This is a genomic window from Cuniculiplasma divulgatum (assembly GCF_900083515.1).
GTDB lineage: Archaea > Thermoplasmatota > Thermoplasmata > Thermoplasmatales > Thermoplasmataceae > Cuniculiplasma > Cuniculiplasma divulgatum.
This window is the reverse complement of record NZ_LT671858.1, coordinates 1,585,073-1,610,117: the sequence shown is the minus strand read 5'-3', so window position 1 is coordinate 1,610,117 and position 25,045 is coordinate 1,585,073. Positions and strand designations below refer to the sequence as shown.

The window sequence follows — 25,045 nt, the reverse complement described above, 5'->3', positions numbered from 1 at the left end:
AAAAAATGTTCCCATCAGAGAGCAGGCAACTGAAGGACAAGGAAAATTCAATTATTTTTTACATTTTAGCATTAATACCGGCTTTTTTATATTTAGGTATATTCTTTATTTATCCATTGTTTCTTTCCATATATTACTCTTTTACAAACATTTCATTATTAAACATTAACAACTTTAATTTCGTAGGATTTTTTAACTATACGAGGCTTTTCACAAGTTCTATTTTTGAACAATCAATTGTTATAACTATCGTTTTCTTTGTATTTTCAGCGGTAATTGGTCAGATGTTTTTTGGAGCTATAGTGGCCTATGTTATTAATGGAACTAATAAATTTTTTGGAACTATAATCACACTTACAATACTTATGGCGTGGGCAACTCCCCAAGTGGTAAGTGGGATAACATGGTACAGTACCCTGAGTTATGTGCCGATGGGACTGGCCAATTATATATTAAATAGTATTGGTGTCGCTCCAATCCATTTTCTATCGTTTCATAACGCGCTATATATGATTATTATTGCAAATGCATGGCTGGGAATGGGATTTTCAGTCCTTTTATTCAGTTCTGCAATTAAAAACATAAATCCATCAGTCATCAAGGCAACTGTTGTAGATGGTGCAGGATCCTTTTCAAGATTCTTTAGAATAATATTTCCAATGTTAAAGCAAACTATCCTTACGGATATGATTCTCATCACTTTATGGACACTTGGTGCTTTTACTCTCATTTTTGTACTTACTCATGGTGGGCCATCAGACTCGACTAATATTCTAACAATATACCAGTATAACACTGCGTTTTCCGTTTTTAACGTTGGTCTGGCAAATGCCATCGGAGTTATCATTATTTTGGCTGGTGTTATAATGTCCCTTTTATACCTGAAGGTGATCAAAATTGAAGATTGAAAATGCTACAATAAAAAGTTCACTTTCATATATATTATTAACTCTGTTGGCTATTTTTTTCCTTATACCCTTTGTATGGGTTTTCGTGGAAGGATTTGCATCTATTAGCAATGAGGGATTCGGTAATTTTGGCTCATTTACTATTGCTGCATATGCGGAAATCTTTACAAATAAGTATTTTTCTTTATCTATAGAAAATGGCCTGATCCAGTCTTTAGGTGGAACAGCAATCTCAATCACACTGGCTGTCTTCGCATCTTACGTATTTTCAAGGAAGAGATTTCCATTCAGAATAGCACTTATATTAACAATACTTTTTTTTACGGGATTTCCTGTCTTTTCACTTTTGATCCCTATGTATGTATTTTATCAGAATGTCAATCTTTATAACACTCAGATAGGGGTAATCCTTTTTTTGGGAGTTTTAAATCTACCAATAACAATCTGGATAATGAAAAACTCGTTCGATCAGATTCCCAGATCAATTGAAAGAGCAGCGTTGGTTGATGGTGCGTCCTCATTCCAGTCAATTACAAGAGTTTTCCTTCCACTTGCTTTCCCAACAATAGCAGTTCTTATTCTTCTTGATTTTATTACAAATTGGGGGAATTTCTATGTTCCATATATACTTCTAAGTTCGAGGCATCTATTTCCTATCGCAGTATATATCTACACATATTTCGGTGCATATTCAGTACAATATAACCAGCTTGCAGCAGCATCAGTAGTTTACATGATTCCCACATTAATTATGTACATATTCGCTCAAAAGTACCTAATAAAAGCATTTTCAGTTGGAGGAGTAAAGGGGTGAAAGTATGGTATCGGTAAAACTTAAAGATATAAACAAGAAATTTTCAAACACTGTTGTATTAAACAACATGAATTTAAATGTAGAGGACAAGGAATTTTTTATTCTTCTTGGCGCTTCGGGGTCTGGAAAATCCACGACGCTAAACATAATTGCAGGGCTTGAAAGAGCAACCTCCGGAGATATACTTTTTGACGATAAAATCGTAAATAGTATGAGTCCAGTTCAGAGAGGAATTGCAATGGTGTTTCAGGATTATGCGTTATACCCACACCTGACAGTTAGAAACAACATAGCGTTTCCTTTAAAAATGAGAAAATATACAAAGGATGTAATAGATGAAAAGGTGGAGGAAGTAGCAAAAACCCTTGGACTTGAAGAGTATTTAAATAGATACCCAAGAGAACTATCTGGAGGTCAGGCCCAGAGGGTATCCCTTGGAAGAGCACTTGTAAGGGACCCAGGAGTATTTCTTCTTGACGAACCTCTCTCAAATTTGGACGCAAAAATAAGAAACCAAATAAGAGTAGAGTTGAAGCTGATTCAACAAAATTTAGGAAAAACCTTCATTTATGTAACCCATGATCAGCAGGAAGCAATGTCACTTGGAGATCATATCGCGATTCTAAGAAACGGAAAGTTAGAACAGGTAGGAGCCCCCATGGAAGTTTACAAAAATCCCAGGAATGAATATGTGGCTGCTTTTCTGGGAGAACCTGTTATAAATTTCTTTGAAATGGTAAAAGATTCTGGAGTTTATGTTTCAGATGACCTGATCATCAAGGGAATAAACGCTGAAGAAAAGGAAATAAATATAGGTATAAGACCAGAATCCATGAAGTTGAAACGGGAAAAAGAAAATGATATAGAACTAAAAATAAGGCCACAAACAATAGAAAGTTTTGGCTCTTATTCAGTGATCATAGGTAAATCAAAATCAAATAAGGAGGTAAGGGTCAGACTTAGTGAAGATTTTGATTTAAATTCTAAATCTGAAATGGCTCTATACATTTCCATATCTGACCTATACATCTTTGGAAAAAATGGGAATAGAATAGATAAAAACTGAGGAATATTGGGAATAGTTATATTAAAAAATAGGGGTAAAAGCATGGCTTATAAAATAAGTTTATTTGATGATTATAGGTTGGTAAGTTTTAATGGATATCGATCCATTATGAATTTCAGAAATACCAAAAAGGAGGAGGAAAGGAGGAAAGTTGACGCAATGCCAGACGGTATAGAATTTAGTGTGGAGAATGACTGTATTGTCATTCTGATCAACCTCGCAGTCAAGTCACATATTATAGGACTGGGAGCAAAAGCTTTTCCAGTAGATAGGAAGCGGAAAAAATTTGTAATGCTGAATAGAGACCCGGATACATACAAAACTGGCGAGGATCCAATATATTCATCGATTCCATTTTTCATCCTAACACTGGAAGATAAAGCATTTGGATACTTTGTGGACTATCCCGGTAAAATAGTGCTTGATTTTGGTGTAGAGATATATGACAAAATTAAGATAACAGTGGATTCTAAGAAATGTGATTTCTACCTCTTTAATGGAGACACTCCGGAAAAAATATTGGAGCAATATCTTAGATTGACAGGAAGCCCAGTTTTAATACCGAAATGGGCTACAGGGCATTCCATATCACGTTATACCTATTATCCTGACACGGCCGCACTTGAGGTTCTGATTAATTACAAAAAGTTTGTACCTGTAGATTCTATGTATTTTGATATACATCATATGCAGGATTACAAACTTTTCACATGGAATAGAAAACGTTTCAAAAATCCCAAATCATTCATAAAGAGTCTTCACGAAAGAGACACAAAAATTGTAACTATTATCGACCCTTCTATTAAAATAGATCAGAATTATGAAGTTTTTAATAGATTGAACGGTACATATATGGAAACGGAGAATAATGAGATATATTCAGGTTCAATGTGGCCAGGTACATCTGCCTTTCCTGATTTTTTTAACAAAGAGTCTAGAAAGAGATGGGGAAATGAAATTAAAAGATGGCTTGAGTATGGTGTAGATGGCATATGGCTTGATATGAATGAGCCCACTGTTCTTCAGGGGGATAAAATAATAGACGGCAAATCCATTCATAAGTGTGATGATGGAACTACAAGGAAACACAAAGAAATAAGAAACGCTTATCCAAATTTTCAAGCAATGGCCACATTTTACTCTATGAAGGAAAAAGATCTAAATCCGTTCATACTAACAAGAGCTGGATATTCTGGAATACAAAAATACGCTGCTATGTGGACCGGGGACAATATTTCTTCCTATGATGATCTATATCTACAAATGTCTATGGTTCCATCTCTTTCAATAAGTGGTATAACTTCCTGTGGATGCGATCTTGGAGGATTTTTCAGTAATAGCAACCCTCAGCTACTTGCAGACTATTACAGGATGGCCCTACTTTTTCCATTATACAGAAACCACAAAGACATAGCTGGGAATGAACAGGAGATTTTTCTCCAGCCACCAAGAATCCGGGATGATATAATTAAAAGTGTACTAATGCGCTACAAATTTACGGATCAAATATATCAGTGTTTATTCTTCTCTCACAAATATCTAAAGCCAAGCATATCACCACTTTCATTTTATTATTGGAATGATGAAACTACTATTCATCTGAGGGATGAGTATATGCTCGGAGACAATTTAATATATGCACCAAAAATTGAAAATCAAGAATCAAGGGAGGTTTACATTCCGAAAGGTGAATGGATTCGTTTCAGTAATAACGAAAAGATTATCGGTCCAGCCTATTTGAAAGTCGATGATCATTTTCCCATTTTTGTAAAGAACAATTCAGCAATTATCTACGATGATAAAATACTTATTTATGGGAAGGGGAGTTTCGATATGTATTTGGGAGACGAATTCAAAGTTTCTGATTCTGATAAGGATAAAGATATTCTAATAGGGGAAAAGAGAATTCAAGTTAAGGCAATTGAAATAAGTAAATAACGATATAATGTTATAGTTAAATATTTTTAACGCATGAACTATGTGATCGATTTGGATTCAGATACATTCAGAGACTTAGAAAAATTTCAATTATCTAACTACGAGATCAAGGCTTATTCCTCACTGTTGTTAAAGGGTCCTATGCGCGCCAGTGAAATAATAAAGGTTACTGGAATTCCCCAGCCAAGAACATATGATGTTCTTGGTAAACTTCAGAGAAAAGGGCTCATAATCATGAACTCGAGCATAAACAAAACTTATGAGGCCATAATGCCTTCAGCAGCTCTCAGGCACAATGTAGAATATATGAATGAGTACATTGATCGTTTGGATAAATATATTCTGGAGAACAGGAGTGATTTTGAAATTAGGGCTCCCAATGTATGGTTTATAGAAAACAGCAAGAGCGTGATGTTGAAGCTTGAATTGATGATTTCAGAGTCTAATTCAGAAATTATATTATCTATGGAATATCATAAGCTAGCTGAACTCCTGCCTGCATTAAGGAGGGCCAGAAAAAGAGGGGTCACAATATGCTCTGTTATGAAAGAGAGCATAGATGAAAAAAGTTTGGTCACATTATCTGAACTTGGCATACTAAGAATAAGAAGTATAATGCCCGTTGAAATTGTGGTTGTTGATAGAAAAATAGCTTTCTTGAATGCAAATTCTCTTTCTCAAACTTCTGATTATTCTATATTTATACAGGAGGAAGAGCTCGTTGATGTTCTCGATTACTACTTTTTCAATATGAACTGGGTCTCATCAAGATATTACCGCGACTTCGATGGAATGGAAAATGTTAAAATTTCTTCATCCTGGCTTGCATGTGAACTAATTGATAACGCTTTTTCAAAAGGATATAAGTGCAAGGTTGAAGTAGAAGGATTTGACGCCAGTGGACCTGTTTCACTTAATGCAGATGTTATCTCTGTAAAGAGAATTCAGGGTTTGCAGTACGCATTTGTAATCAAAACTATAACTGGTACTTATACAGTAGGGGGAAAAAATGCCACCCTTGAGGATATAAAGATGGTATCTGGCGTTTTCAATTTTGAAAAAGAATGATCATGGAAGTTTCATTGGTTTGTCTATATTCAAATACCCCTTTAATTCACCTTCCGGTATTTTTTCAAGGGAATGATCAAGCTGCTTAAGCAAACTGTCTCTGAATTTAAAATCCATCTCATTCTTCATATGCATAATAGTTCCAATTACAATTTCATATCCAAAAAATATGTTAACATCAGGTATATATTTTCTAATCATTTTATAATAAAATTCTCCTGCCTGCATTGTCCCACCCATTATGGAAACTCTTTTTGCATCAGAATATTTACTTCTAATTCCATTAATAATTTTACCCATATAGGATGCAGATTCATCGAACAGTGCGAGTGCCTCTTTGTTTCCATCCTTTGCCATCCTTGATAGATTTACTGAAAATGAGGCTAATTTCTCCTTTTGTATATATCTGCGTTCAATCTGCCAGGATAATTCCCTTAACGAAGTCTTGAAATGATTCTCTACAGTTTCAAGAAATGGTTTTCTACCACTTTCTGAATCCATTTCCATCATTGCAACCTCAACAGATTTTTTACTAAACCATGTGGCAGAGGACATATCTCCAATGCTCCATCCCCATCCTCCAAATCTTTTCATTCTATTTTCTATCTTTATGTATCCCACACTTCCAGTACCAGGTGCAAAAACTATACCATTTTCACTACCGTTTCCTAAGTAATAAGCAGCCAGGCCATCATTAATTACACTATATTCTCTTTTCCCAATAAGACTGGAAATTATCTCATTTCCCATTTTTGTTGCTTCTTCTGAATCTCCTATTCCTACTATTGACACGATTACCTTTTCAATCGAATCCATTGTTATATCTGCCGCTTCTATTGCATCATTTATAGATTTGCTTAGGTTTGTTATGGCAAATTCCAGACTATTCGTAGTATAATTTGCTGATCCGCTAAGTCCAACAGAAACTATCTCATTTTTTTCCTCATCAAATACAACAGATATGGTTTTTGTAGATCCCCCGTCAATGGCAAGCAACATACTCATTGATGTAAGGAACGAACTTAAATTTACTCATTTGGCAATTAATAAAACAAAAATACCTGTAATTTTAATTGTTTAATTCTTTTAATTAAAATTTTTATTAATATAATTTATAAATTTATTATATCCTGAATTTTTCTTTCACAGATATACCCGTACCTGGTAAATCATTAGATAACCTTACCTCTCCCTTACTCATCAAAATGCCCTCTGTGACAGGATCTTCCTTTATGTTATTGTATCCGTCAAGGTCAGCATATTTAACTGCAGAATTACTCAAAGCTACTATAAGACCAGAGGTGTTTGCAATTCTGGTTTCAACCATACATCCGATCATTACAGGCACTCCAAATGACTTTGCTGTGTTCGCCATCTGCATTGCATCAGAAATACCTCCAGATTTCATAAGCTTTATATTTATGCCATCCACGGCTTCTCTCCTCATAACTTCAGAAACATCCTGTGGTGTGAAAATAGTCTCATCTGCATAAACAGGTATTTCAGAATGATCTCTGATGAAACGCAGTCCAGAAATATCCGTAGATGCTATGGGTTGTTCCATAAATTCTATATTATAGGGCTCAAGAAGTCTTGATATTTTAACCGCATTCTTCACGCTGTATGCCTGGTTGAAGTCTATGTAAATCATCTTGTCTTCCCCAACTATCTCTCTTACAACCTTTACCCTCTTAAGATCCTCCTCGATCCCAGAACCTACCTTTATCTTGAATACCCTGAGACCCTGTGATAATAGTTCCTTTGCCTGTGTTTTGGCTGTCTCTGAATCAACAAGATCTACAGTGTATGATGTCAGGATTGACTTCTTATGATTACCCAGCAATTTTACAAGATTCATATTTGCTCTTTTTCCTATGATATCCCACAGTGCACAGTCAATAGCATTTCTGCTTGCCTTTGATGATCTCATCCACGCTTTCATCTTTGTGTTAATAGTCTCTGGTGATTCATCTTCGCCAACCAGTTTCTTTGAAAAGAAGGCTAGCTCACTTTCTATTGAACCTATGGTGTCTCCCGTAATGAATGGTGTTGTTGTAGCTTCTCCATAACCGGTTATCCCATCATCGGTTTCTATGGAAACAAGAAAACCTTCATAAAAGTCCGTTGAGCCCAGTGCAATCTTGAAGGGCTTCTTCATTTCAAGATTCATCTTTTTAAATTTTACTGATTTTATCATCTACCGGATCATAATAATTGGTAATATTAACTTGACTGGGGCAATATTCTACTTATCTACCCTTTTCAAAATTTCTATGCATTTGTTAATGTTATAATTGTTTTCAGCAAGCAACTTCATGGCTTCCGTTTCCTTCATTGAGAACTGTGTCATAAGTATGTTAACCGATCGTTTCTTCAGTTTCTCATTGTACCATGAACCCATATGAGACATGGTATTTTTATACGTTCTTCCTAGTTTTACTGCTACAGTAGTTGAAATTATATTCAGTGCCATCTTCTGTGCGGTACCTGCCTTCATTCTGGTTGATCCCTGTATCACTTCCGGTCCAGTAATCAGCTCTATACACAGATCAGAATACTGCTCTATTCTTTTGGCATGATTGTTTGTTATTCCTATGGTCTTGCATCCTAAGGATCTTCCGTAGATCATACCACCAAGGACAAAAGGGGTAGAACCTGAGGCCGTTACTCCAACAATAATATCTTTCGAATTGATATTTCTCTTCTTCAATTCTTCAACAGATCCATTTTCGTCATCCTCTGCCCCTTCAACGGATTTCACCAGCGATCCGGGTCCTCCAGCAAGTATAAAATCAAAAAATTCTGTGCCAAGATCATATGTGGGAAGCAGTTCAACAACATCCTGGGCAGCAACCCTCCCACTTGTACCTGCTCCAAGATAAATAACCCTACCACCCTTTTCGAGCGATTCCAGAATCATTTTGCAGGCTTCAGAAATTTTATTCATTGCTTTTCCAACTGCTTCATATGCAGCTATATCTGAGAGGTGAATAAATGAGCTAATTGTTTCTATATCCCATTCACCAATATCTATGGAGAAAGGGTTTACATCTTCAGTGGACAGAGTCATATTTAGTATCTCTCCACCTTATGGTTTTGCTCCTTAAAGATTTTCATTTTACATCACCGATCATACATCCCCTTATCATGGTTCCTTTAACTTTCATATGATCATCAATGATATTTATGTCAGCATCCATTCCCACATCTATATATCCAATGTTCTTCAGGCTCAGTGCTTTCGAGGCATTGGTAGAAAATATCTTTGTAAGATTCACCGGATCAGAAACTATTTCATGAAGATTCTGGAACGCTGTATCCATGGTTAGGATACTACCAGCTATGGTGTTTGTATCCCTGATCCATGCCACACCGTCCTTCTTAATGACATCAAGACCTCCTAGCTTTGCATCAGCTGAAGTTGTCCCTCCTATGGATAATGAGTCCGTTATTCCAATTATGTGATCAATGTCTCTTGTTTTCAGCAAAATCTTAATAGCTTCTCTGGAAACGTGATGCATGTCTCCTATGAGTTCCAGATAAACTGAATCAGATAAGAGACCAGCACCAACCATTCCGGCCTCTCTGTGCTTTAGGGGAGACATGGCATTAAAAAAGTGTGTCATCAGTCTTGCACCAGAATCTATTCCTGCCGTGGCCTGGGAATAGGAGGCATTTGAATGTCCAATAGAAACAACCTTATTATTTTCCAGTAGATACTCCAGCGACTCTCTGAAATTTTCAAGTTCAGGAGCCATATCAATTATGAAAAGGGAACTGCCAGCAGCCTGAATTATTTTTCTTAATTCATCTATATCTGGTCTTCTCAGGTACAGTGGATTATGTGCACCCTTTTGTTCTAGGCTTATGTATGGGCCTTCACTCCTCATACCAAGTATTCTCGCCTCATCTTCCTTTTGATGAAGTGATGCTGATCTGATTTTATTGATAAATTTTATCATGGTTTCAAGGGGAAGGGAGACGCATGTGGGTATAAATGAGGTGATGCCCTTTCTTGCAAGCATTTGTGCCCATCTGTGAATTTCTTCTTCAGATGAGTATGTTGCGTCAACACCAAAATAACCGTGGGTGTGTATATCTATAAATCCTGGAACTGCAGTGAGATTTGAAAAATCCACAATTTCGTTATCAAAAATTTTCTTCTCCGTTATGCTGTGTATAACTCCATCTTTCACATTTAGATAGCAGTTATCCCTGCAACCATTGATTGTAATGATCCTCTTCAAAAGAATACTGCTTTCCAGACTCATCACTTTAATAAAGTGAGTTTATCCATCTATATAAGATATTAATGTAAACGGTTACATGAAATTGAAATGTGTAATCTACAGATATAAATGCAGGATGAGTCAAAAGAAGATTTATAGCGTTAATACCCATACAACCCCATATGACAGTCATGTATGAAGAGATCCAGGAAGAGCCTGAGGCCATAAGGAAAACTATCAATGAAAACGCTGATAAAATTAAAAAAGTAATAGATCAAATAAAAAATTCATCTCTGGTCTTTATTACAGGTAGTGGAACCAGTTATAACGCTGCTCTCATCCTAAATTATACATTACTGGAAAACGGCATAAGATCAGTGGCGATGACATCGTCAGAATACACTGAAAATATTGTAAGGAATATGAAAGGCACTATCACTAACATAATTTTTAGCCAGTCAGGTGAAAGTAGCGATGCAATATCCAATTTGAAGCTTTCAAAGAAATATGGATTTACAGTCATAGGAATAACAAATGAGAAAGAAAGTCAGCTATTCATGGAATCCGATCATCCCATACTCACACACGCTGGAAAGGAAAAGTCCATAGCGGCAACCAAGTCCCACGCTGCTCAGGTGGCTGTATCGATGCTCATGGACTACAGTCTCAGGAATGATAAAAAACTGGTTGAAGATCTGGATCATTTATGCAGTGGTATAGAAAAAATATTTTCACTGACAGAGCAAATAAGATTACTTTCATCTGAAATCCATAATAAGGTTGTTTTCCTGGGTTCAGAAAAGAGCTATCCAGTGGCTCTTGAGGGTGGTCTTAAGTTCAAGGAAACCACTGGACTGATCACAGAATCATATCCAACAAGGGAATATTTTCATGGACCGATCCACAGACTGGACAGGGAAACAACTATTATATGGCTGACTGAGGGTAGTTTACCAAACAAAAAAATTATGGAAAAACTAGAGGAACTATCTGGAGAAATAATTACAATAGGGAATGGAGAAGCAGTGCTGAAATTCAACGAGGAAAAACCGTTTCAAAAAGTTTTCAATTCACTTGTTTTCATTCAGCTTCTTGCAAATTTCAAGGCTGTAAGTATGGGTCTGGATCCTGATCATCCTTCGAATCTGAACAAGGTCGTGAGGTGGTGAACATGGGTGAAAACCGCAAAAGTGGAAGGAATATGAATGGTTTCTCAGAAGAGCTGAAGGAATTCGTTGAGAAAAATTATAAGGGTGTATCATCAGGAATGAACGTTCTGGTTGGAAAAGGATCATATAAAACATCATATTTTACAGGAGAAATAAAAGAACTCAATTTCAAATATAATGAGAATACCATATATGATATGGCTTCTCTTACAAAACCGGTAGTAACAGCAAGTCTTGTAATGAAATATGTGGAGAGAGGAGAACTAAGTTTGGAGGACAGCCTTGGATCACTTGGTCTCTATAATCAGGATCTGTTAATTTCCAATCTAACGGTTAAACAGCTCATAACACACACATCAGGTCTTACCTCAACATTTCCTCTATACAAATATGGAAAAACGAAGGAAGACTACCTCCGAACCATTGGATTGATGCACCAGCATAATACCCTTCCAGCAACGGAAGAATACAGTGATCTAAACTTCATACTGCTTGCCTTCCTTCTCGAGGAAATCTCAGGAAAATCTCTTGATATTCTTGCAAAAGAGAAGATATTCTCACCTCTTTCAATGAAGAGCTCATTCTTCAATCCTTCTGTTGCAAAAGAAAACATTGCACCAACAGAGGAGGATCCAGAAAGGGGGATGCCAGTATGGGGAAAGGTACATGACGAGAAGGCATTTTTTTATGGGGGTGTATGCGGCCATGCAGGGTTATTCAGCAGCACTCACGATTTGGGCATCTTTACTGAAGCTCTTTTAAACGGAAAAATTGTCAGAAAGGAAACACTTAATCAAATGATAACACCACAGAACCAGAATATAGGAGGAATGTTCGGCCTGGGATGGATGATAAAGGTTCCAAGACCATTGGTTTCAGGGCCATCATTTGGTTACAATGCATTCATGGGAGAAACTGTTAATTATGGTGCATTCGGACATACTGGATTCACCGGAACATCCATCTGTATAGATCCAAAAACAGGATCCTATGCAATTGTACTGACTAACAGGGTATATCCAACAAGGGAAAATATCAGGATACTAAAATTCAGAAGAAGATTTCATAACTTTGTATTCTCTGTGCTCAACAATTCAGATTAATTTATGTATTCCTGAAGGTTAACAGTAAGAATGATGTTTATTTCCGTGGATGGTGGTGCCACAAAGACCGTGGCGGTTTGTTATTCTGAAGATGGAATTATCCACGGAATGGGCATTTCAGGTTCAGGCAATTACAGGACCGCTGGAGTTGAGAAAGCTGGAAAAAACATAAGGGAAGCCATATTAAGGGCTGTTCACAGGGCAGATGTGGATGAGAGTGAAATAACAAAATTTTCCATAGCACTGGCAGGTGTGAAGGACTCAAATTTAAAAAATGAACTTGTATCAAGTATCGTTGATAAGGAAAGGGCTTCAAAGGTAAGAGTACTTAACGATGGAGAAGCGGGATTCGAATGCAGATTTCCAGGAATGGATGGAATAGTAATATGTCCAGGTACAGGAATGGTTTCCTATGGAAGGAAGGGAAACATATTCAAAAGAGTCAGTGGATGGGGGTGGATACTGGGCGATGAGGGTGGAGCTTTTTACATAGCAAAAAGGGCACTGCAGGAAACAATGAAAATTTATGATGGTCGTTCAGGCATAAGAAGTGATATTCCAGATTATGTTAAGGACTATTTTCAAATAAATGATCTGAAAGAGATTGTGAATAAGGTGTACACAAATCCACCTGAAATAGGAAGAATAGCTTCATTCGCCAGCATAGTATCAAAACTGGCTGAAAAAGAGGATGATCTTGCAACTTTGCTCATGGAAGAATCTGCCGCAGAGGCAGCAAGATGTATTACATCACTCACGGAATCAATGTTTGGTGAGGAGAAGGTACATTTTAGTGGCTATGGGGGATTATTCAGAGCATCAAACATTTACTGGGATAAAATCAGAAAAATCGTACTAGATCAGCATCCAGATATGTTTCCATCTGAACCTTTATACGGATATCATGCAGTGATTGGTTCCATATATCTTATGCTCAAAGAGGAAAATATGGATTTGAAATTTGATCTCGACAGTGAGGTAAAATCCATAGAAAATCAGATCAGCAGGATTTCAGAATATGAAAGGGATAGATACCTCCTTATGCATTGAAATCTTTAAATTCCCGCAGTGAAGAAATAGTTCAGCTATAACTTCCCCTAAATAAAATATACTTGGGAATGCATACTAATTCATAATGACAGATGAGGGAACTAAATACCAGACAAAGATTTTTACAGGTGTAGAAAACAGGAAGCTGCCACAGTCGGTCGATGAATGGATGGAAAGGGCAAGGAGCACACTAACAAAAGATGCATGGGATTATCTTGAAGGCGGAGCGGGGGATGAAGATACCGTTCATGAAAATAGATCAGCATTCAAGAAGTGGCGTATAAGGCCAAGATATCTGAAAGATGTTTCCAAAAGAACAATGGAGGCAGAGTTTCTTGGTCAAAATCGTGAGTCACCATTCATACTTGCCCCCATAGGGGTGCAGTCCATACTTCACAAAGACGGAGAAATTGCAAGCGCAAGGGCTGCAGCAAAAATGAATATGCCTTTCATACTCAGCACTGTTTCATCCATTACAATGGAAGAAATAGTGAAAAAGTCGCCAGAAGGGGAGAAATGGCTTCAGCTTTATCCATCAAAGGACAAAAACATTATTAGAAGTTTCATTAAAAGAGCAGAAAAAGCAGGGTACAGGGCAATTGTTGTTACTGCAGATACAACAATGCTTGGATGGAGAGAGCGGGATCTGAATAATGCATACCTGCCCTTTCTCAGAGGTGAGGGACTGGCAAACTTCTTCTCAGATCCAGAATTTCGAAAGAGACTGGAAAAACCACCTGAGGAAGATTTGATAAGTGCCATTATGGAATTCACATCGGTATATGTAAACCCATCTTTTTCATGGAAGGATTTCAAAGAAATATGCAGTACTACAGAAATTCCTGTAGTACTGAAGGGCATAACCCACAGGGAAGATGTTGAGCTGGCGTTCAAATCCGGAGCGAGGGCTGTGGTGATATCAAACCATGGTGGGAGGCAGGTGGATGGTGCCATATCATCGCTGGACGCACTTGAGGAAGTTACAGAAAGTGGTGACTTAAAGGGAGAAATTCTGTTTGATAGTGGGTTCAGGCATGCAGCAGATGCAATAAAAGCCATTGCTCTTGGTGCAAGTGGTATACTGATAGGAAGGCCATACGCGTATGCACTGTCAGTTGCAGGCAGGGAAGGCATAGAATTATATCTTGAGCAGGTGATGGCAGAGATGGATCTTGAAATGGGTCTATCAGGAATTAAAAACCTGAAAGAGTTAAACAGGGAATCACTGTACAGGAAGTATTATAAATAACTCCTTAGGGTGGAAATAATAATTCAAACGATGTGCAAATAACATGTTCTATCATCAGAGTCATGTTATATCTGTTCCATAAAAGTGAAACATTGGGATAGTCGTATTTCCCAGCTTATACTATCCTTTCAGCAATAACTATATACTCCACGGAGATAGAACAAAAGATTGATATGAAGTGGGTCACAAGGGAGAAGGCAAAAGTAGATAGAATTGCATGTCCATGGTTGATTTCAAGATTTGTTGATAAAGACGCTATATTTCTCTTCGTTCCAAAGGACAAGGTAATGGAAACTGCAAAAAAGGAAAATGCTACTCCTTTCGATTTTCCAGGTGTTGAGCTGATGCATTTTCAGGAGAATGGAAAGGAATACGTCAGTTTTGACGCAATAATTAAAAAATACAACATCATGGATCGGGCTCTTTTAGATCTGGCAAAAATAGTAAGGGGAGCAGATGCATCCATACCTGATGCACCAGTGGAATCTGCAGGACTTGAAGCAGCTGCAATGGGTTTCAGAATTATTGCTCATAATGATATGGAAAATATGAAATTGCAGTTTCCAATGTACGATGCCCTGTACGCCTACTGTAAGGAAAGAGTGGAATCTGGACAGAAACTGGAGCATTCAGCAAAAAAATAATTACTGTAAAACAGAGGTATATTAAGAAGTAATTCTTTTTTTGTCTGGAATAAGAGTGTACATATCAAGTTTTTTAGTGATTTTTCTCTGATGCCAATGATGCAAAATTTAAATATATTGCATCTTCAAAATGAAGATTAACTAATTTAGTTGAAATTACTGTAAGTGAGAACCTTTGATAGGTTATGGTCGTGAGAATATCCTACTTTATCATATAACAAATCTATCCACAAAACAAACTCCTTTCGTGTTCATTTATTAAAAGCATTTATAAAAATAGAAAATTAAACAATTACCAGTAAACTTCATGAACTCTGCATCTAAAAACAGTTTTTGTGATCTTGTATATGCAAGAATAAGGGAAGTGCGGTGTCAAATGAAATCTTTACATATTTTCCTAAACTCTCACTAAAGGAATTGAGCGATGAGTTGTTCTCAGGTAAGAGTAACAGAAATTACTAAGCAAACTCAATCCAAACAATAATCTTTATTGAGTTTTTTAAATTTTTATGTTTATGTTCATAATAGTTGAGGTAGTATCCACTGTGCCGAAACTAAAAAATAATTTTCGTATTTATTGAAAAGTCGCATGTCCATTCCAATTCTAAAAAACGCTGAATGATCTTCGATCCTAGTTACTATACTATTATTTATATTCTCATCAGATTCAGAATATCCCACAGCTAAGGATATAAATGTTTTTTCTGTTTGCTTAAATAAAAAATTTAGATATTTATCCAAACCATTGAACACTCTCCCATTCTCGCCAGGATAGATCCAAGTTGTATCAATTTCATCTACATCACCATTTAATTTCCACAGTGCGTGAATAAAAGAATCATTAATTTGAGGGCAATCATCTTCACTTGATATTTTTTTGATGGGATAACTGCCATTCAATTTATTGTAACTTTGTTCTATTAAGTTGTCCCAGTTCAAACAAAATATTTCCTGCATACTTCCATCCAGGAATTTTTGTGCTATCAGTGTGTGGGAACTATTTTCACAAACTTTTTGATTGATTAAATTTCTAAATCTCTTCTTGAATTCTATATCTAAACTAGGGTTCGTCTTTACTGTCTTAAATGCCTCATTCAAATTTCTATCATCAGTTGTTTTAATGCCAATGGCTTTCAAAATCGCCTTTAATTGTCTGGTTAATGGCATCCCGGCCTCGTAAGATAAACCAGCACCAACAAGTAGTAAGATTTTGTAGTTACTTTGAAAAAAACCTTTAGCCTCGTTTTTTAGTTTAAAAACCCTTTCAGATATCTTTTTGGAGTATTCTCTTGCTAAAAGCAACAAATAAATCTCAGGGTCAATACCATCCATAGGAAGTATATTTGATCCATTCTTTTCAACTTCAGTAATCACTGTATTGGCTACTATCCAGGCAAGAGATCCAATATCCGGATAATCTGGTAGATACTCACTCAGTTCACCCTCAATATCCTTAGATAATCTGTTGCCTAAGTAACTAAAATCCATTCAATCAACTTTCAAATCTGATAAAATTAAATTGTATTTTTCCTGAGATTCTCTAAGCAAAGTGTCGAAATCAATCTCCTTATTATCGAATTTTTGCCACAATTCGCTGTGGAGCTTAGAGTATTCTAAAATAGCTTCTACTTCTAGATATGCTTTGAAAGTCTTCTCTTTTAGCATATAATCCATTTTTTGTTTTATAATTGCGTCAATCTGATAAACATTCTTTTGTGCTTTACTATTGATATCCCTATACAATATTGATTCAAATTTACTTGTGAGGGCGTTATTTAATTTTTGAGTAATTATCATTGACTTCAAATCCTTCACGTCAAGGAGTTTATTTTTATCATCAATTGATATGAGAATAACATGGTTACTTTGCAAAAATTTTTGCATAAAAGGATTAATTGTTGAGTAGCTCAGAAGGTCCTCATTTGAAATCTCCCCGAGGAAATTTGATACCTTGATATGACCTGTTTCCATTATATTACTTCCATATTTTCTTTGAGTTCGATCTATTCTGAGATATGGTTTGGTCACTCTTTGCATTTCCGAATTTATCAGACCAGAATAAGATACTGATCTCATGGCGTAATTTTCATTTTCTTCTCTATCTCTCCCATATCTTTTTTCCAGATTTCTTTTGCTTGGAGCTGAATAACCAGAATTACTTTTGAAAGGTATTGGAGAAATTTTAAGTTTTGCCAGTTCGTGAAGCATAATCACATCTTTTTTAGTCTAAAACTTCCTTTTTCCTCGATGGTTAACTCCCAGTTCTCTCCTACTCTATATGGAATTTCCTCTTTTTCCATAAACAGAACAAACTCTACTATTGGGAATGTTTTTGGAGGAACAGCATTGTCAGATTTGAAATACTCAATATTCTCCGTTGGAACAGGAGCAAATCTTCCAAATGTAATCTGAAACTGGTTTTCTCCAGTGTCTGATCTTGGAAAAGGTTGAATAGAAATAACTTTGACTATCCTTTTTTCATTCGAATCCATAAAATAGTATCATATATCACTAAATAATACTTTCAATAGATTTAATAGATAAATGGAATGAAGTCATTCTGTTAAGTTTCAGGCAATGCTAATTTTCGAGATTGCTTCATGAGCTTTTTCTATCAATAACTCCAATTTGAACTCAAGAAAATAATATTTTAAACACAGAGCATAAATGGATTTTATTTAACGACAAATTTTCCACATCAGGGAATTGCCGAATGAATTTTGCACTGCAGAAATTTTGTTCACAATGTATATGATAGTAGATGGGTCATGTCCCTTAATATCTTCCTTACTCAGCATGAGCTAATAGTGTACGCGCCTTTCTTTAGAAATCATTATTTAATATCAATTTTCTATTTCAGTTAGATTTTAAAAAAGTATAATTAATCTTACAAATTCTGTCAATCAGATTCATGACACTGCTAGAAGTTTGTTAATTGTCATTCAATAATTTCTAAGCGTTGAATCTTAGTTGATGGTTTATCAGAACAATTGTAAGCGCTAGTTATACGAAACGATTTAAATATTTGGAAAACAGTTATTACGTCAGGAGTAATTAACAGATAACAGGTAGGTTTAATGAGTGAGTTTGATGTCATCGTAGTTGGTGCCGGACCAGCCGGTTCTGCAGCAGCCATAAGGTTAGCTTCTGCTAAGGCCAACGTTTTACTTATAGACAGGGCAGATCCCCCAGGAAGCAAAAATGTATCGGGAGGAGTACTCTGGGGTGATTCCCTGGGTCAGGTCATACCCGACTGGGAAAAAAGCAATATGCTTGAAAGATACGTTGAGGCAAAGGGTGTTACTTTTCTTACAAAGGATTCAAAAATTGCCCTGGATTTCAGATCAACAAAATTTGGTGAGGTAAAGAGCGGTTACACCGTACTGAGGACAAAGTTTGATGCATGGCTTGCAAAAAAGGCAAAGGATGCAGGTGTAATGGTTGTATCAGGTGTTACAGTGGATAAACTGGCAATGGAAGGAAAGAAGGTAACAGGCGTGATGCAAAACGGTGAAACTGTTACAGCTGATACTGTGATCCTTGCTGAGGGTGCAAATTCAAGGGTAGCCATTGATTCTGGGATTAAGAAAAAACCAGATGACAGGCATATGGCAATCGGTGTGAAAGAGGTTATAAAACTACCTGAAAAGACCATCACCGAAAGATTCAACCTGACAAGCGCAAAGAGAGGATATGCATCTGAATATGTTCTCGGCTTTCTTGAGGGTGGAGTAAAGGCAGGAGGTTTCCTGTATACAAATAAGGAATCCATATCCATTGGCGCGGTTATTTCAATGGAGGATCTAAGAAAAAATAATCAAACTTACTCCTTCAACATTATTGAACAGTTCAAGGAACATCCATTCATTGCACCACTTCTTGCAGATGGAAGGGTTGAAGAATACAGCGCTCATTTAGTGCCAGAGGCCGGGCAATCCGTAGATCAGATTTATGGTAATGGATACATGATTGCCGGTGATGCAGCAGGATTTACGTTCAGTAACGGACTCGTGCTTCAGGGAATGAACTATGCCATTGTTTCAGGAATTGCAGCAGCAGATGCATATATTGCAACAAAGGGAAGCACATCAGCAGACAGATATGAATTATACAAAGATACCCTTAAGAAAACCTTTGTACTGAGAGACATGGAAACCTTCAAAGGTTCTGACAGGGTAACATGGAGTGAAAGCATTCACAACACAGTTCCTGCAATGGCAGAAGAGATAATGCTCAATATATTCTCAGAGAATGGAGAACCGAAGAAACACCTTTCAAGAATAGTTATGGAATCTGCCCTGAAGAACAGGCAGAAAAGAAAGGATATGATTGTGGATATGTACAGAATGATGAAGAGGTTGTAAAATGACAAAAATAGAAGACAGATTATCGTTGTTGAATTACAAGATTGACAAGTCCTATGAGCATATCACAGTGAACCATGATATCTGTGCAGTGTGCCCGGACCATTTCTGCACATTTGCATGCCCTGCAAAATGCTATACGCTCATAGAAGGTCAGTTGAATTTCAAGTATGAGGACTGTGTAGAATGCGGGACCTGTGATATTGCATGTTCCCACGGAAGCGTCCTGTGGACAAACACAAAGGGCGGTCATGGGGTAAAATACAAATACGGATGATCAAAATGGCACTGGAAATAATAGTTATGATAAAACAGGTACCTGACAGTTCAGAGGTCGTTATAGATCCTGTTACATTCACTCTCAACAGGGGTGCAGCAAGGAATGTAATAAATCCAGCAGATGAAAATGCAGTGGAACAGGCTCTCCTCATAAAGGATAAAAATCCTGAAACCCATATCACAGTTATAACCATGGGTCCACCCTTTGCAGAAACTGCCCTTCTGGACTGCATGGCAAGAGGGGTTGACAGGGCAATCCTGGTTACAGATAGAGCGTTTGCAGGTGCAGATACCTATCCTACAGGTCTGACACTTGCTGCAACCATTACAAAGATTGGAAAGTTTAACATCATTTATGCAGGGGAGGAATCCACGGACTCATCAACAGGACATGTGGGACCTGGTGTGGCCGAATTCCTTGGCATTGAGCAGGCATCATACACATCAAACTCATGGGTTGAGGATGGTTCAGTGTTTGCAGAGAGGCAGCTTGAGGATGGCGTTGAGACTGTTAAGATGGAACCACCATGCCTCATAACAGTACTTACCAATGCCAATATACCCAGGGAAGCAACCCTCAGGATGAAGATAGATGCACTGAAGAAAGGTATTGAAACATGGACACTTGCAGATATAAATCTTAAGCCAGAGTGGGTTGGTCTAAAGGGATCGCCAACCATTGTCAAGTCAATGAGAACAATAAATGAGAAGAAGAGAGAGGGAAAGAAGTTCGGAGTTGATGAAATGGATAAGTTTGTTGACGAGCTTGTATCAAAGGAAATTCTCAAATTCGGAGGTGAATGATATGGTAGGTTTAATCAATGCTGAGAAGCCGGAAAATCTTGACGATTATAAGAATGTGATGGTATTCCTTGAGGCGAGAGATGGAAAGATAAAGAAACCAGGTCTTGAGATGATCTCTGTTGGCGCAAGCATGGCCCACAAGGTAAATGAGATTCTCATAGGCATAACATTTGGTGAAAAAGTAGGTACCATGGTTAAGGAGGCAGGGGAGTATGGATGTGACAGGGTGATCGGTTACGAATCTCCGGATCTGAAAGATTTCAGAACAATTCCATATGCAACACTGCTCAGTGACCTTATACAGGAACTGAAGCCAAATATACTTCTGATTCCTGCAACAAGGAATGGGAGAGATCTTGCGTCAAGAATTGCAGTTAGATCAAGAACAGGTGTGACTGCAGACTGTACAGAACTGGATGTGGACCCTAATGGAAGAATCCTTCAGGCAAGAAGGCCAACCTATGGGGAGAGCACACTTGCAGAAATTCTGTGCAGAAGCCACAGACCACAGATGGCAACTGCAAGGCCAGGAATATTCCCAGTACCTGAAAGAAACAAAGATACCAAATATGAAAGTGAGGTTAGGAAGGCAAAAATAAAGAAGGAATATCTAAAGAAAGAGGTAGTAGATTTCAGGCCAAAGACCACTGTTGATCTCACTTCTGCAAAATACATAGTGAGTGGAGGTCTGGGACTGGGAAAAGCTTCTGGATTCAAGCTTATACAGGAACTGGCAGATGAGATTGGTGCATATGTCGGCGCTTCTAGGCCAACAGTTGATATGGGATGGATCGGAAAGGATCATCAGGTTGGGCAGACAGGGCAGTCCGTCAGGCCTAAACTGTACATTGCCTGCGGTATTTCAGGTAAGGCACAGCATCTTATGGGAATGAAGCTAAGCGAGAATATAGTTTCAATAAACACTGATCCTGAGGCAGAGATTAACAGTATATCTGATTATATAATCAACGCAGATCTTTACGAAGTTCTTCCAAAACTTACTGATGCCATAAGAAAAAAGAAGGCTGAATTATCAACACCCGATAAAAAAATAAGTAAGAGTTCAAAGGAAGAAGAGAAGAAAGAAGTAAGTCCGGAAAGTAAGGAATAGTCATTTAAAAAAACTGAAATATTCTATTTTTTATTATTTTGCAGTATTTTCTAAACAACAGTATTTAAATACGTGTTATACATATTCTATATCAGAGTGATTTAAGTTGCCAGAATCTGTGAATGAAAAATTTGGAAACAGGAAAGAGTACAGATCCGGGGTGAAGGATATGTATAATGAAAATGAAGATTTCAGGATAACCATAGATCTATCATCGCCAGAACCGATTTATAAACAGATATATAATGACATTGTTAAGAACATTGCCATGGGAATATTGAAAAAAGGGGATAGGCTGCCATCCTCGAGGGAGCTTTCATCCATCCTTGGAATCAATTATCATACGGTGAATAAGGCCTACGGGTATCTGGAAATGGAGGAATACATATTTCAGGATCGGAGGAAGCGCATTATCGTAAATGAAATAATGGAAAGTAAGGAAAGGAAGATGGACAGTATGTGGGAAATGCAGATGAAAAATCTTCTACTGGAGTCAATATCAAAGGGGTATTCAGTGGACCAGGTAAGGCAAAGAATTAATGAGCTAATTGAGGAAATAGTGGAACAAAAGAGGTGATCAAATGTTTTCTTTCCTAACTCTTTCAATCTTCATTCCGGTGGTCCTTTTCATAGGATTATTCTTTGCATTTAATCCATATTTCACCAGACCTGAACTCATATTTGGAGTCAGGTTAATGGATTACCAGAACTTTGTTCCAGTAATTAATGGAATGAAAAAAAGGAATGTCATTTACGATCTTCTAATATCAGTTTTATTCCTTGTGCTGGCATTGATACTTTCAGTATATACATCAGCAATAATTGCCTCTCTTTTCCCAATTGCTGAAATTATACCTCTAACTTTAGTGTATTTTCATTTCAGGATGTCTACAAAGGAGTTGAAATCCAGTGCAGGAGAGGAGAATAATAAAAACAGTACAGTATCAGCTTATATTTCAAAATCAAGTATGAAGGTGGGTGCTGTCTGGTACGCACTCCCATGGATAGAACTGATTATTTTCATCATTACAGGAATACTTCACTATCCTGCCATTCCAAACAGGTTTGCAACACATTTCGGCCTGAATGGCAAACCCAACGAGTATGAAACAAAATCTATCTTCTCTGTATTTTCACTTCTCGTATTCACTGCCATCCCACTCACCGTTCTTCTGGAGGGTATCTCCTATGCAATTAATAGGACAAGATCAGGAAGCAACAATGCGCAACCAAGAAAGTCGTCCATTCAGATGAAGGGATTCAATGCACGAATGGTCAAGCTGCTTATTGGAATAAACATGATCATTCTGGCAACACTATTTCTCAGTTCACTTATTATCTGGAACGTTATTTCCTCATCATATGTCGCCATCCTTACCCTTCCGGTAATATTGATTCTTCCTCTGGTGTTCTGGTTTGCTGCAAGTTCAGGTCAAACTGGCTGGAAAATGTATAGGAATCTGGAGGAATCTCCCGATAAGGGCAATACTGTCGATGACGACAAAGAGTGGGCTGGTGGACTTGTTTACCATAATAAAGAGGATAGCAAAATCCTTGTTCCAAAAAGATACGGTGTCGGATATACATTCAACTTCTCCAACAAGTGGTCATGGCTTATTCTTATCATAATAATTGGAGTACCAATTACACTCACCGTTCTGTTAATACTTCTTAGGCAGTAACTGAAGAGTACTAAACACCTGAATTTTTTGGGGTTTAAGTAACAGGATAACCAGTAAATATAGGGAAAACATGATCATACATGCTTCCAAAAGGGTTCAGATTCGGTTTTTCCCTCGCAGGGTTTCAGTCTGAAATGGGATTGTCAGGAAAGGATGAGAACAGTGACTGGTACCAGTGGTGCCACGATGAGTACAATATAAAAAATGGAGTGGTATCAGGTGATTTTCCTGAGAATGGTGCGGCATACTGGGACCTTTTCAGGAAGGATCACGAAACGGCAGTAAATATAGGAATGAATTCGACAAGAATTGGAATTGAGTGGTCAAGGATATTTCCCACATCAACTGAAGGGGTAAAAGTTAGAATTGACAGAGACGGAGACAATATTACGGGTATAACAATAGAAAAGAGCGATCTCGAAAGTCTGAAAAAAATATGCAATATGGATGCTGTTAAAAAATACAGAGAAATATTCATGGATCTTAAAGACAGGAATTTCTACATGATACTGAATTTATTTCACTGGAGCATGCCTCTATGGATAAACGATCCAAGGAAGAGAGAAATCTCAAAAGGCAATAATCTTGGAAATTTTTTCAGTGAGAAGTCAGTTATTGAATTCGCAAAATTTGCAGCTTTTGCAGCATATTCATTTGATGATCTGGTGGATGTATACTCCACAATGAATGAGCCAAATGTCGTCTTCTCAGGCGGTAATAACAACTCAGAAAAGAAATATTATTCAAAAATGAAATTCTTTATAGAAGCCCATGCAAGGGCATATGACTGCATAAGAACCATCAGCAGGAAGAGAATAGGTGTCATTTATGCCAACGAGCATATAGAATCTCTGGAGAATAGTGATCCTGAGCTTGTAGAGGAGGTAACATGGAGAAATCGTTATTCATTCATAGATTCGATCAAATCTGGAAAAACATTCAGCACAAAGAATATGGAGGAAAACAGTAGATGGCCAGAGAAGAACGTTTTCAGGAAAGATCTTGAAAACAGGCTGGACTGGATAGGTGTCAATTATTATAGCAGGTATGTCGTCAGGAGGATTGAGAGTGGTTTTGAAGCCATTGATGGATATGGTTTCTTATGCAGTGGCTACGAAAAATCAAAGGATGGTAGGGTGGTTTCAGAGATGGGCTGGGAGATATATCCTCAGGGACTATACGACGTTCTCATGGGTTATCAAGAAAGATACAGCCTGCCAATGATGGTAACGGAGAACGGAATAGCAGACGATATGGACAGGTATAGACCAGGTTTTCTTATATCCCATATGAAGATGATAGAAAGGGCAATTAAGGATGGTGCAGGGGTGGAAGGTTATCTTCACTGGTCACTGACAGACAATTTTGAATGGTCCAGTGGTTTCAGCAAGAAGTTCGGACTTCTCAGGGTGGATTACAGAACAAAGAAGAGATCTATTAGACCAAGTGCACTGGTCTTCAGGGAGATATCTAAAAAATCAGGCGTTCCAGAGGAACTGGAATGGCTTGGTGAAAGGTTTTACTGAATGGCTTAACCATGTAACTGAAAACATCAATCACACTTCTT

At 37.4% G+C, this 25,045-nt stretch carries 24 protein-coding genes; 17 read left to right on the top strand and 7 right to left on the bottom strand.

Translation table 11 applies throughout. The features are described 5' to 3' along the window. The first annotated feature begins 5 nt into the window (after positions 1–5). Genes CSP5_RS07970 through CSP5_RS07950 form a run of 5 tightly spaced genes read left to right on the top strand, consistent with a single transcriptional unit; the run spans position 6 to position 5,794 of the window. The gene (locus CSP5_RS07970; protein ID WP_077076584.1) at positions 6–908 is read left to right on the top strand and encodes a carbohydrate ABC transporter permease; all 903 of its coding nucleotides are present in this window, start codon (positions 6–8) and stop codon (positions 906–908) included. After that, the gene (locus tag CSP5_RS07965) at positions 898–1,722 is read left to right on the top strand and encodes a carbohydrate ABC transporter permease (RefSeq protein WP_241869813.1); all 825 of its coding nucleotides are present in this window, start codon (positions 898–900) and stop codon (positions 1,720–1,722) included. The genes CSP5_RS07970 and CSP5_RS07965 overlap by 11 nt, the downstream gene beginning before the upstream one ends. A 4-nt stretch (positions 1,723–1,726) precedes the next feature. Next, the gene (locus CSP5_RS07960; protein WP_148690088.1) at positions 1,727–2,788 is read left to right on the top strand and encodes an ABC transporter ATP-binding protein; all 1,062 of its coding nucleotides are present in this window, start codon (positions 1,727–1,729) and stop codon (positions 2,786–2,788) included. Between the two features lie 42 nt (positions 2,789–2,830). After that, the gene (locus CSP5_RS07955; RefSeq protein WP_148690087.1) at positions 2,831–4,726 is read left to right on the top strand and encodes a TIM-barrel domain-containing protein; all 1,896 of its coding nucleotides are present in this window, start codon (positions 2,831–2,833) and stop codon (positions 4,724–4,726) included. A gap of 51 nt (positions 4,727–4,777) precedes the next feature. Then, positions 4,778–5,794: a TrmB family transcriptional regulator gene (locus CSP5_RS07950; RefSeq protein WP_172399445.1), complete on the top strand. Its 1,017-nt coding sequence runs from the start codon at positions 4,778–4,780 to the stop codon at positions 5,792–5,794. Here the strand turns inward: CSP5_RS07950 and CSP5_RS07945 are convergent, their stop codons facing one another. The 4 genes from CSP5_RS07945 to nagA all read right to left on the bottom strand — a co-directional run bounded on the left by CSP5_RS07945 (position 5,795) and on the right by nagA (position 10,065). Then, positions 5,795–6,799 (bottom strand): BadF/BadG/BcrA/BcrD ATPase family protein, encoded by a 1,005-nt coding sequence (locus tag CSP5_RS07945; RefSeq protein ID WP_148690085.1) that lies wholly within the window; start codon positions 6,797–6,799, stop codon positions 5,795–5,797. A gap of 118 nt (positions 6,800–6,917) precedes the next feature. Further along, the gene (locus CSP5_RS07940) at positions 6,918–7,991 is read right to left on the bottom strand and encodes a dipeptide epimerase (RefSeq protein WP_148690084.1); all 1,074 of its coding nucleotides are present in this window, start codon (positions 7,989–7,991) and stop codon (positions 6,918–6,920) included. A gap of 48 nt (positions 7,992–8,039) precedes the next feature. Beyond that, on the bottom strand, positions 8,040–8,864 hold the full coding sequence (locus tag CSP5_RS07935; protein WP_148690083.1) for an N-acetylmuramic acid 6-phosphate etherase: 825 nt from the start codon (positions 8,862–8,864) through the stop codon (positions 8,040–8,042). A 43-nt stretch (positions 8,865–8,907) separates the two neighbouring features. After that, the gene (gene nagA, locus CSP5_RS07930) at positions 8,908–10,065 is read right to left on the bottom strand and encodes an N-acetylglucosamine-6-phosphate deacetylase (protein ID WP_148690082.1); all 1,158 of its coding nucleotides are present in this window, start codon (positions 10,063–10,065) and stop codon (positions 8,908–8,910) included. Between the two features lie 140 nt (positions 10,066–10,205). Here nagA and CSP5_RS07925 point away from each other — a divergent pair, with 140 nt between their 5' ends. From CSP5_RS07925 to CSP5_RS07905, 5 genes are all read left to right on the top strand, one after another. After that, positions 10,206–11,192 carry an SIS domain-containing protein gene (locus CSP5_RS07925; RefSeq protein ID WP_148690081.1) on the top strand — a complete coding sequence of 329 codons (987 nt, stop codon included), beginning with the start codon at positions 10,206–10,208 and terminating at the stop codon, positions 11,190–11,192. A 2-nt stretch (positions 11,193–11,194) separates the two neighbouring features. Continuing rightward, positions 11,195–12,295, top strand: coding sequence for a serine hydrolase domain-containing protein (locus CSP5_RS07920; RefSeq protein ID WP_148690080.1), 1,101 nt, complete (start codon positions 11,195–11,197; stop codon positions 12,293–12,295). A 30-nt stretch (positions 12,296–12,325) separates the two neighbouring features. Then, the gene (locus CSP5_RS07915) at positions 12,326–13,345 is read left to right on the top strand and encodes an N-acetylglucosamine kinase (RefSeq protein ID WP_148690079.1); all 1,020 of its coding nucleotides are present in this window, start codon (positions 12,326–12,328) and stop codon (positions 13,343–13,345) included. 85 nt (positions 13,346–13,430) lie between these two features. Beyond that, complete coding sequence (locus CSP5_RS07910; protein WP_148690078.1) at positions 13,431–14,594, top strand: alpha-hydroxy-acid oxidizing protein; 1,164 nt, start codon at positions 13,431–13,433, stop codon at positions 14,592–14,594. A 173-nt stretch (positions 14,595–14,767) separates the two neighbouring features. Next, complete coding sequence (locus CSP5_RS07905; protein WP_148690077.1) at positions 14,768–15,238, top strand: chromate resistance protein ChrB domain-containing protein; 471 nt, start codon at positions 14,768–14,770, stop codon at positions 15,236–15,238. A 519-nt stretch (positions 15,239–15,757) separates the two neighbouring features. On the opposite strand, the gene CSP5_RS07900 is transcribed toward CSP5_RS07905, so the two are convergent. From CSP5_RS07900 to CSP5_RS07890, 3 genes are read right to left on the bottom strand one after another with little or no spacing between them, the layout of a single operon-like run. Beyond that, positions 15,758–16,726, bottom strand: a complete 969-nt coding sequence (locus CSP5_RS07900) for an SIR2 family protein (RefSeq protein WP_148690076.1) — start codon at positions 16,724–16,726, stop codon at positions 15,758–15,760. Further along, positions 16,727–17,446 (bottom strand): hypothetical protein, encoded by a 720-nt coding sequence (locus CSP5_RS07895; protein WP_148690075.1) that lies wholly within the window; start codon positions 17,444–17,446, stop codon positions 16,727–16,729. Between the two features lie 2 nt (positions 17,447–17,448). After that, entirely contained in the window at positions 17,449–17,730 is a 282-nt protein-coding gene (locus CSP5_RS07890) for a hypothetical protein (protein ID WP_148690074.1), read from the bottom strand. A gap of 585 nt (positions 17,731–18,315) precedes the next feature. Here CSP5_RS07890 and CSP5_RS07885 point away from each other — a divergent pair. From CSP5_RS07885 to bgaS, 7 genes are all read left to right on the top strand, one after another. After that, positions 18,316–19,602, top strand: coding sequence for an FAD-dependent oxidoreductase (locus CSP5_RS07885; protein ID WP_148690073.1), 1,287 nt, complete (start codon positions 18,316–18,318; stop codon positions 19,600–19,602). Between the two features lies 1 nt (position 19,603). Continuing rightward, a complete protein-coding gene (locus CSP5_RS07880; RefSeq protein ID WP_021790441.1) occupies positions 19,604–19,879 on the top strand; it encodes a ferredoxin family protein in 276 nt (91 codons plus the stop codon). Then, the gene (locus CSP5_RS07875; protein ID WP_241869812.1) at positions 19,876–20,685 is read left to right on the top strand and encodes an electron transfer flavoprotein subunit beta/FixA family protein; all 810 of its coding nucleotides are present in this window, start codon (positions 19,876–19,878) and stop codon (positions 20,683–20,685) included. Before CSP5_RS07880 ends, CSP5_RS07875 begins: the two co-directional genes overlap by 4 nt. Before the next feature lies 1 nt (position 20,686). Then, positions 20,687–21,796: an electron transfer flavoprotein subunit alpha/FixB family protein gene (locus CSP5_RS07870; protein WP_148690072.1), complete on the top strand. Its 1,110-nt coding sequence runs from the start codon at positions 20,687–20,689 to the stop codon at positions 21,794–21,796. A 106-nt stretch (positions 21,797–21,902) separates the two neighbouring features. After that, on the top strand, positions 21,903–22,373 hold the full coding sequence (locus CSP5_RS07865; protein WP_148690071.1) for a GntR family transcriptional regulator: 471 nt from the start codon (positions 21,903–21,905) through the stop codon (positions 22,371–22,373). Positions 22,374–22,377: 4 nt separating this feature from the next. Next, complete coding sequence (locus CSP5_RS07860; RefSeq protein WP_148690070.1) at positions 22,378–23,478, top strand: DUF1648 domain-containing protein; 1,101 nt, start codon at positions 22,378–22,380, stop codon at positions 23,476–23,478. Positions 23,479–23,558: 80 nt separating this feature from the next. Further along, positions 23,559–25,004, top strand: coding sequence for a beta-galactosidase BgaS (gene bgaS, locus CSP5_RS07855; protein ID WP_148690069.1), 1,446 nt, complete (start codon positions 23,559–23,561; stop codon positions 25,002–25,004). Positions 25,005–25,045: the final 41 nt, after the last annotated feature.

Bases quoted from the DNA above. Each gene is read 5' to 3' on its own strand.
- CSP5_RS07940 (WP_148690084.1), bottom strand. From the start codon at position 7,991: ATGATAAAATCAGTAAAATTTAAAAAGATGAATCTTGAAATGAAGAAG.
- CSP5_RS07900 (WP_148690076.1), bottom strand. From the start codon at position 16,726: ATGGATTTTAGTTACTTAGGCAACAGATTATCTAAGGATATTGAGGGT.
- nagA (WP_148690082.1), bottom strand. From the start codon at position 10,065: ATGAGTCTGGAAAGCAGTATTCTTTTGAAGAGGATCATTACAATCAAT.
- CSP5_RS07870 (WP_148690072.1), top strand. From the start codon at position 20,687: ATGGTAGGTTTAATCAATGCTGAGAAGCCGGAAAATCTTGACGATTAT.
- CSP5_RS07935 (WP_148690083.1), bottom strand. From the start codon at position 8,864: ATGACTCTGTCCACTGAAGATGTAAACCCTTTCTCCATAGATATTGGT.
- CSP5_RS07880 (WP_021790441.1), top strand. From the start codon at position 19,604: ATGACAAAAATAGAAGACAGATTATCGTTGTTGAATTACAAGATTGAC.
- CSP5_RS07915 (WP_148690079.1), top strand. From the start codon at position 12,326: ATGATGTTTATTTCCGTGGATGGTGGTGCCACAAAGACCGTGGCGGTT.
- CSP5_RS07920 (WP_148690080.1), top strand. From the start codon at position 11,195: ATGGGTGAAAACCGCAAAAGTGGAAGGAATATGAATGGTTTCTCAGAA.
- CSP5_RS07955 (WP_148690087.1), top strand. From the start codon at position 2,831: ATGGCTTATAAAATAAGTTTATTTGATGATTATAGGTTGGTAAGTTTT.
- CSP5_RS07885 (WP_148690073.1), top strand. From the start codon at position 18,316: ATGAGTGAGTTTGATGTCATCGTAGTTGGTGCCGGACCAGCCGGTTCT.
- CSP5_RS07905 (WP_148690077.1), top strand. From the start codon at position 14,768: ATGAAGTGGGTCACAAGGGAGAAGGCAAAAGTAGATAGAATTGCATGT.
- CSP5_RS07945 (WP_148690085.1), bottom strand. From the start codon at position 6,799: ATGAGTATGTTGCTTGCCATTGACGGGGGATCTACAAAAACCATATCT.
- CSP5_RS07860 (WP_148690070.1), top strand. From the start codon at position 22,378: ATGTTTTCTTTCCTAACTCTTTCAATCTTCATTCCGGTGGTCCTTTTC.
- CSP5_RS07910 (WP_148690078.1), top strand. From the start codon at position 13,431: ATGACAGATGAGGGAACTAAATACCAGACAAAGATTTTTACAGGTGTA.
- CSP5_RS07895 (WP_148690075.1), bottom strand. From the start codon at position 17,446: ATGCTTCACGAACTGGCAAAACTTAAAATTTCTCCAATACCTTTCAAA.
- CSP5_RS07960 (WP_148690088.1), top strand. From the start codon at position 1,727: ATGGTATCGGTAAAACTTAAAGATATAAACAAGAAATTTTCAAACACT.
- CSP5_RS07875 (WP_241869812.1), top strand. From the start codon at position 19,876: ATGATCAAAATGGCACTGGAAATAATAGTTATGATAAAACAGGTACCT.
- CSP5_RS07970 (WP_077076584.1), top strand. From the start codon at position 6: ATGTTCCCATCAGAGAGCAGGCAACTGAAGGACAAGGAAAATTCAATT.
- bgaS (WP_148690069.1), top strand. From the start codon at position 23,559: ATGCTTCCAAAAGGGTTCAGATTCGGTTTTTCCCTCGCAGGGTTTCAG.
- CSP5_RS07925 (WP_148690081.1), top strand. From the start codon at position 10,206: ATGACAGTCATGTATGAAGAGATCCAGGAAGAGCCTGAGGCCATAAGG.
- CSP5_RS07890 (WP_148690074.1), bottom strand. From the start codon at position 17,730: ATGGATTCGAATGAAAAAAGGATAGTCAAAGTTATTTCTATTCAACCT.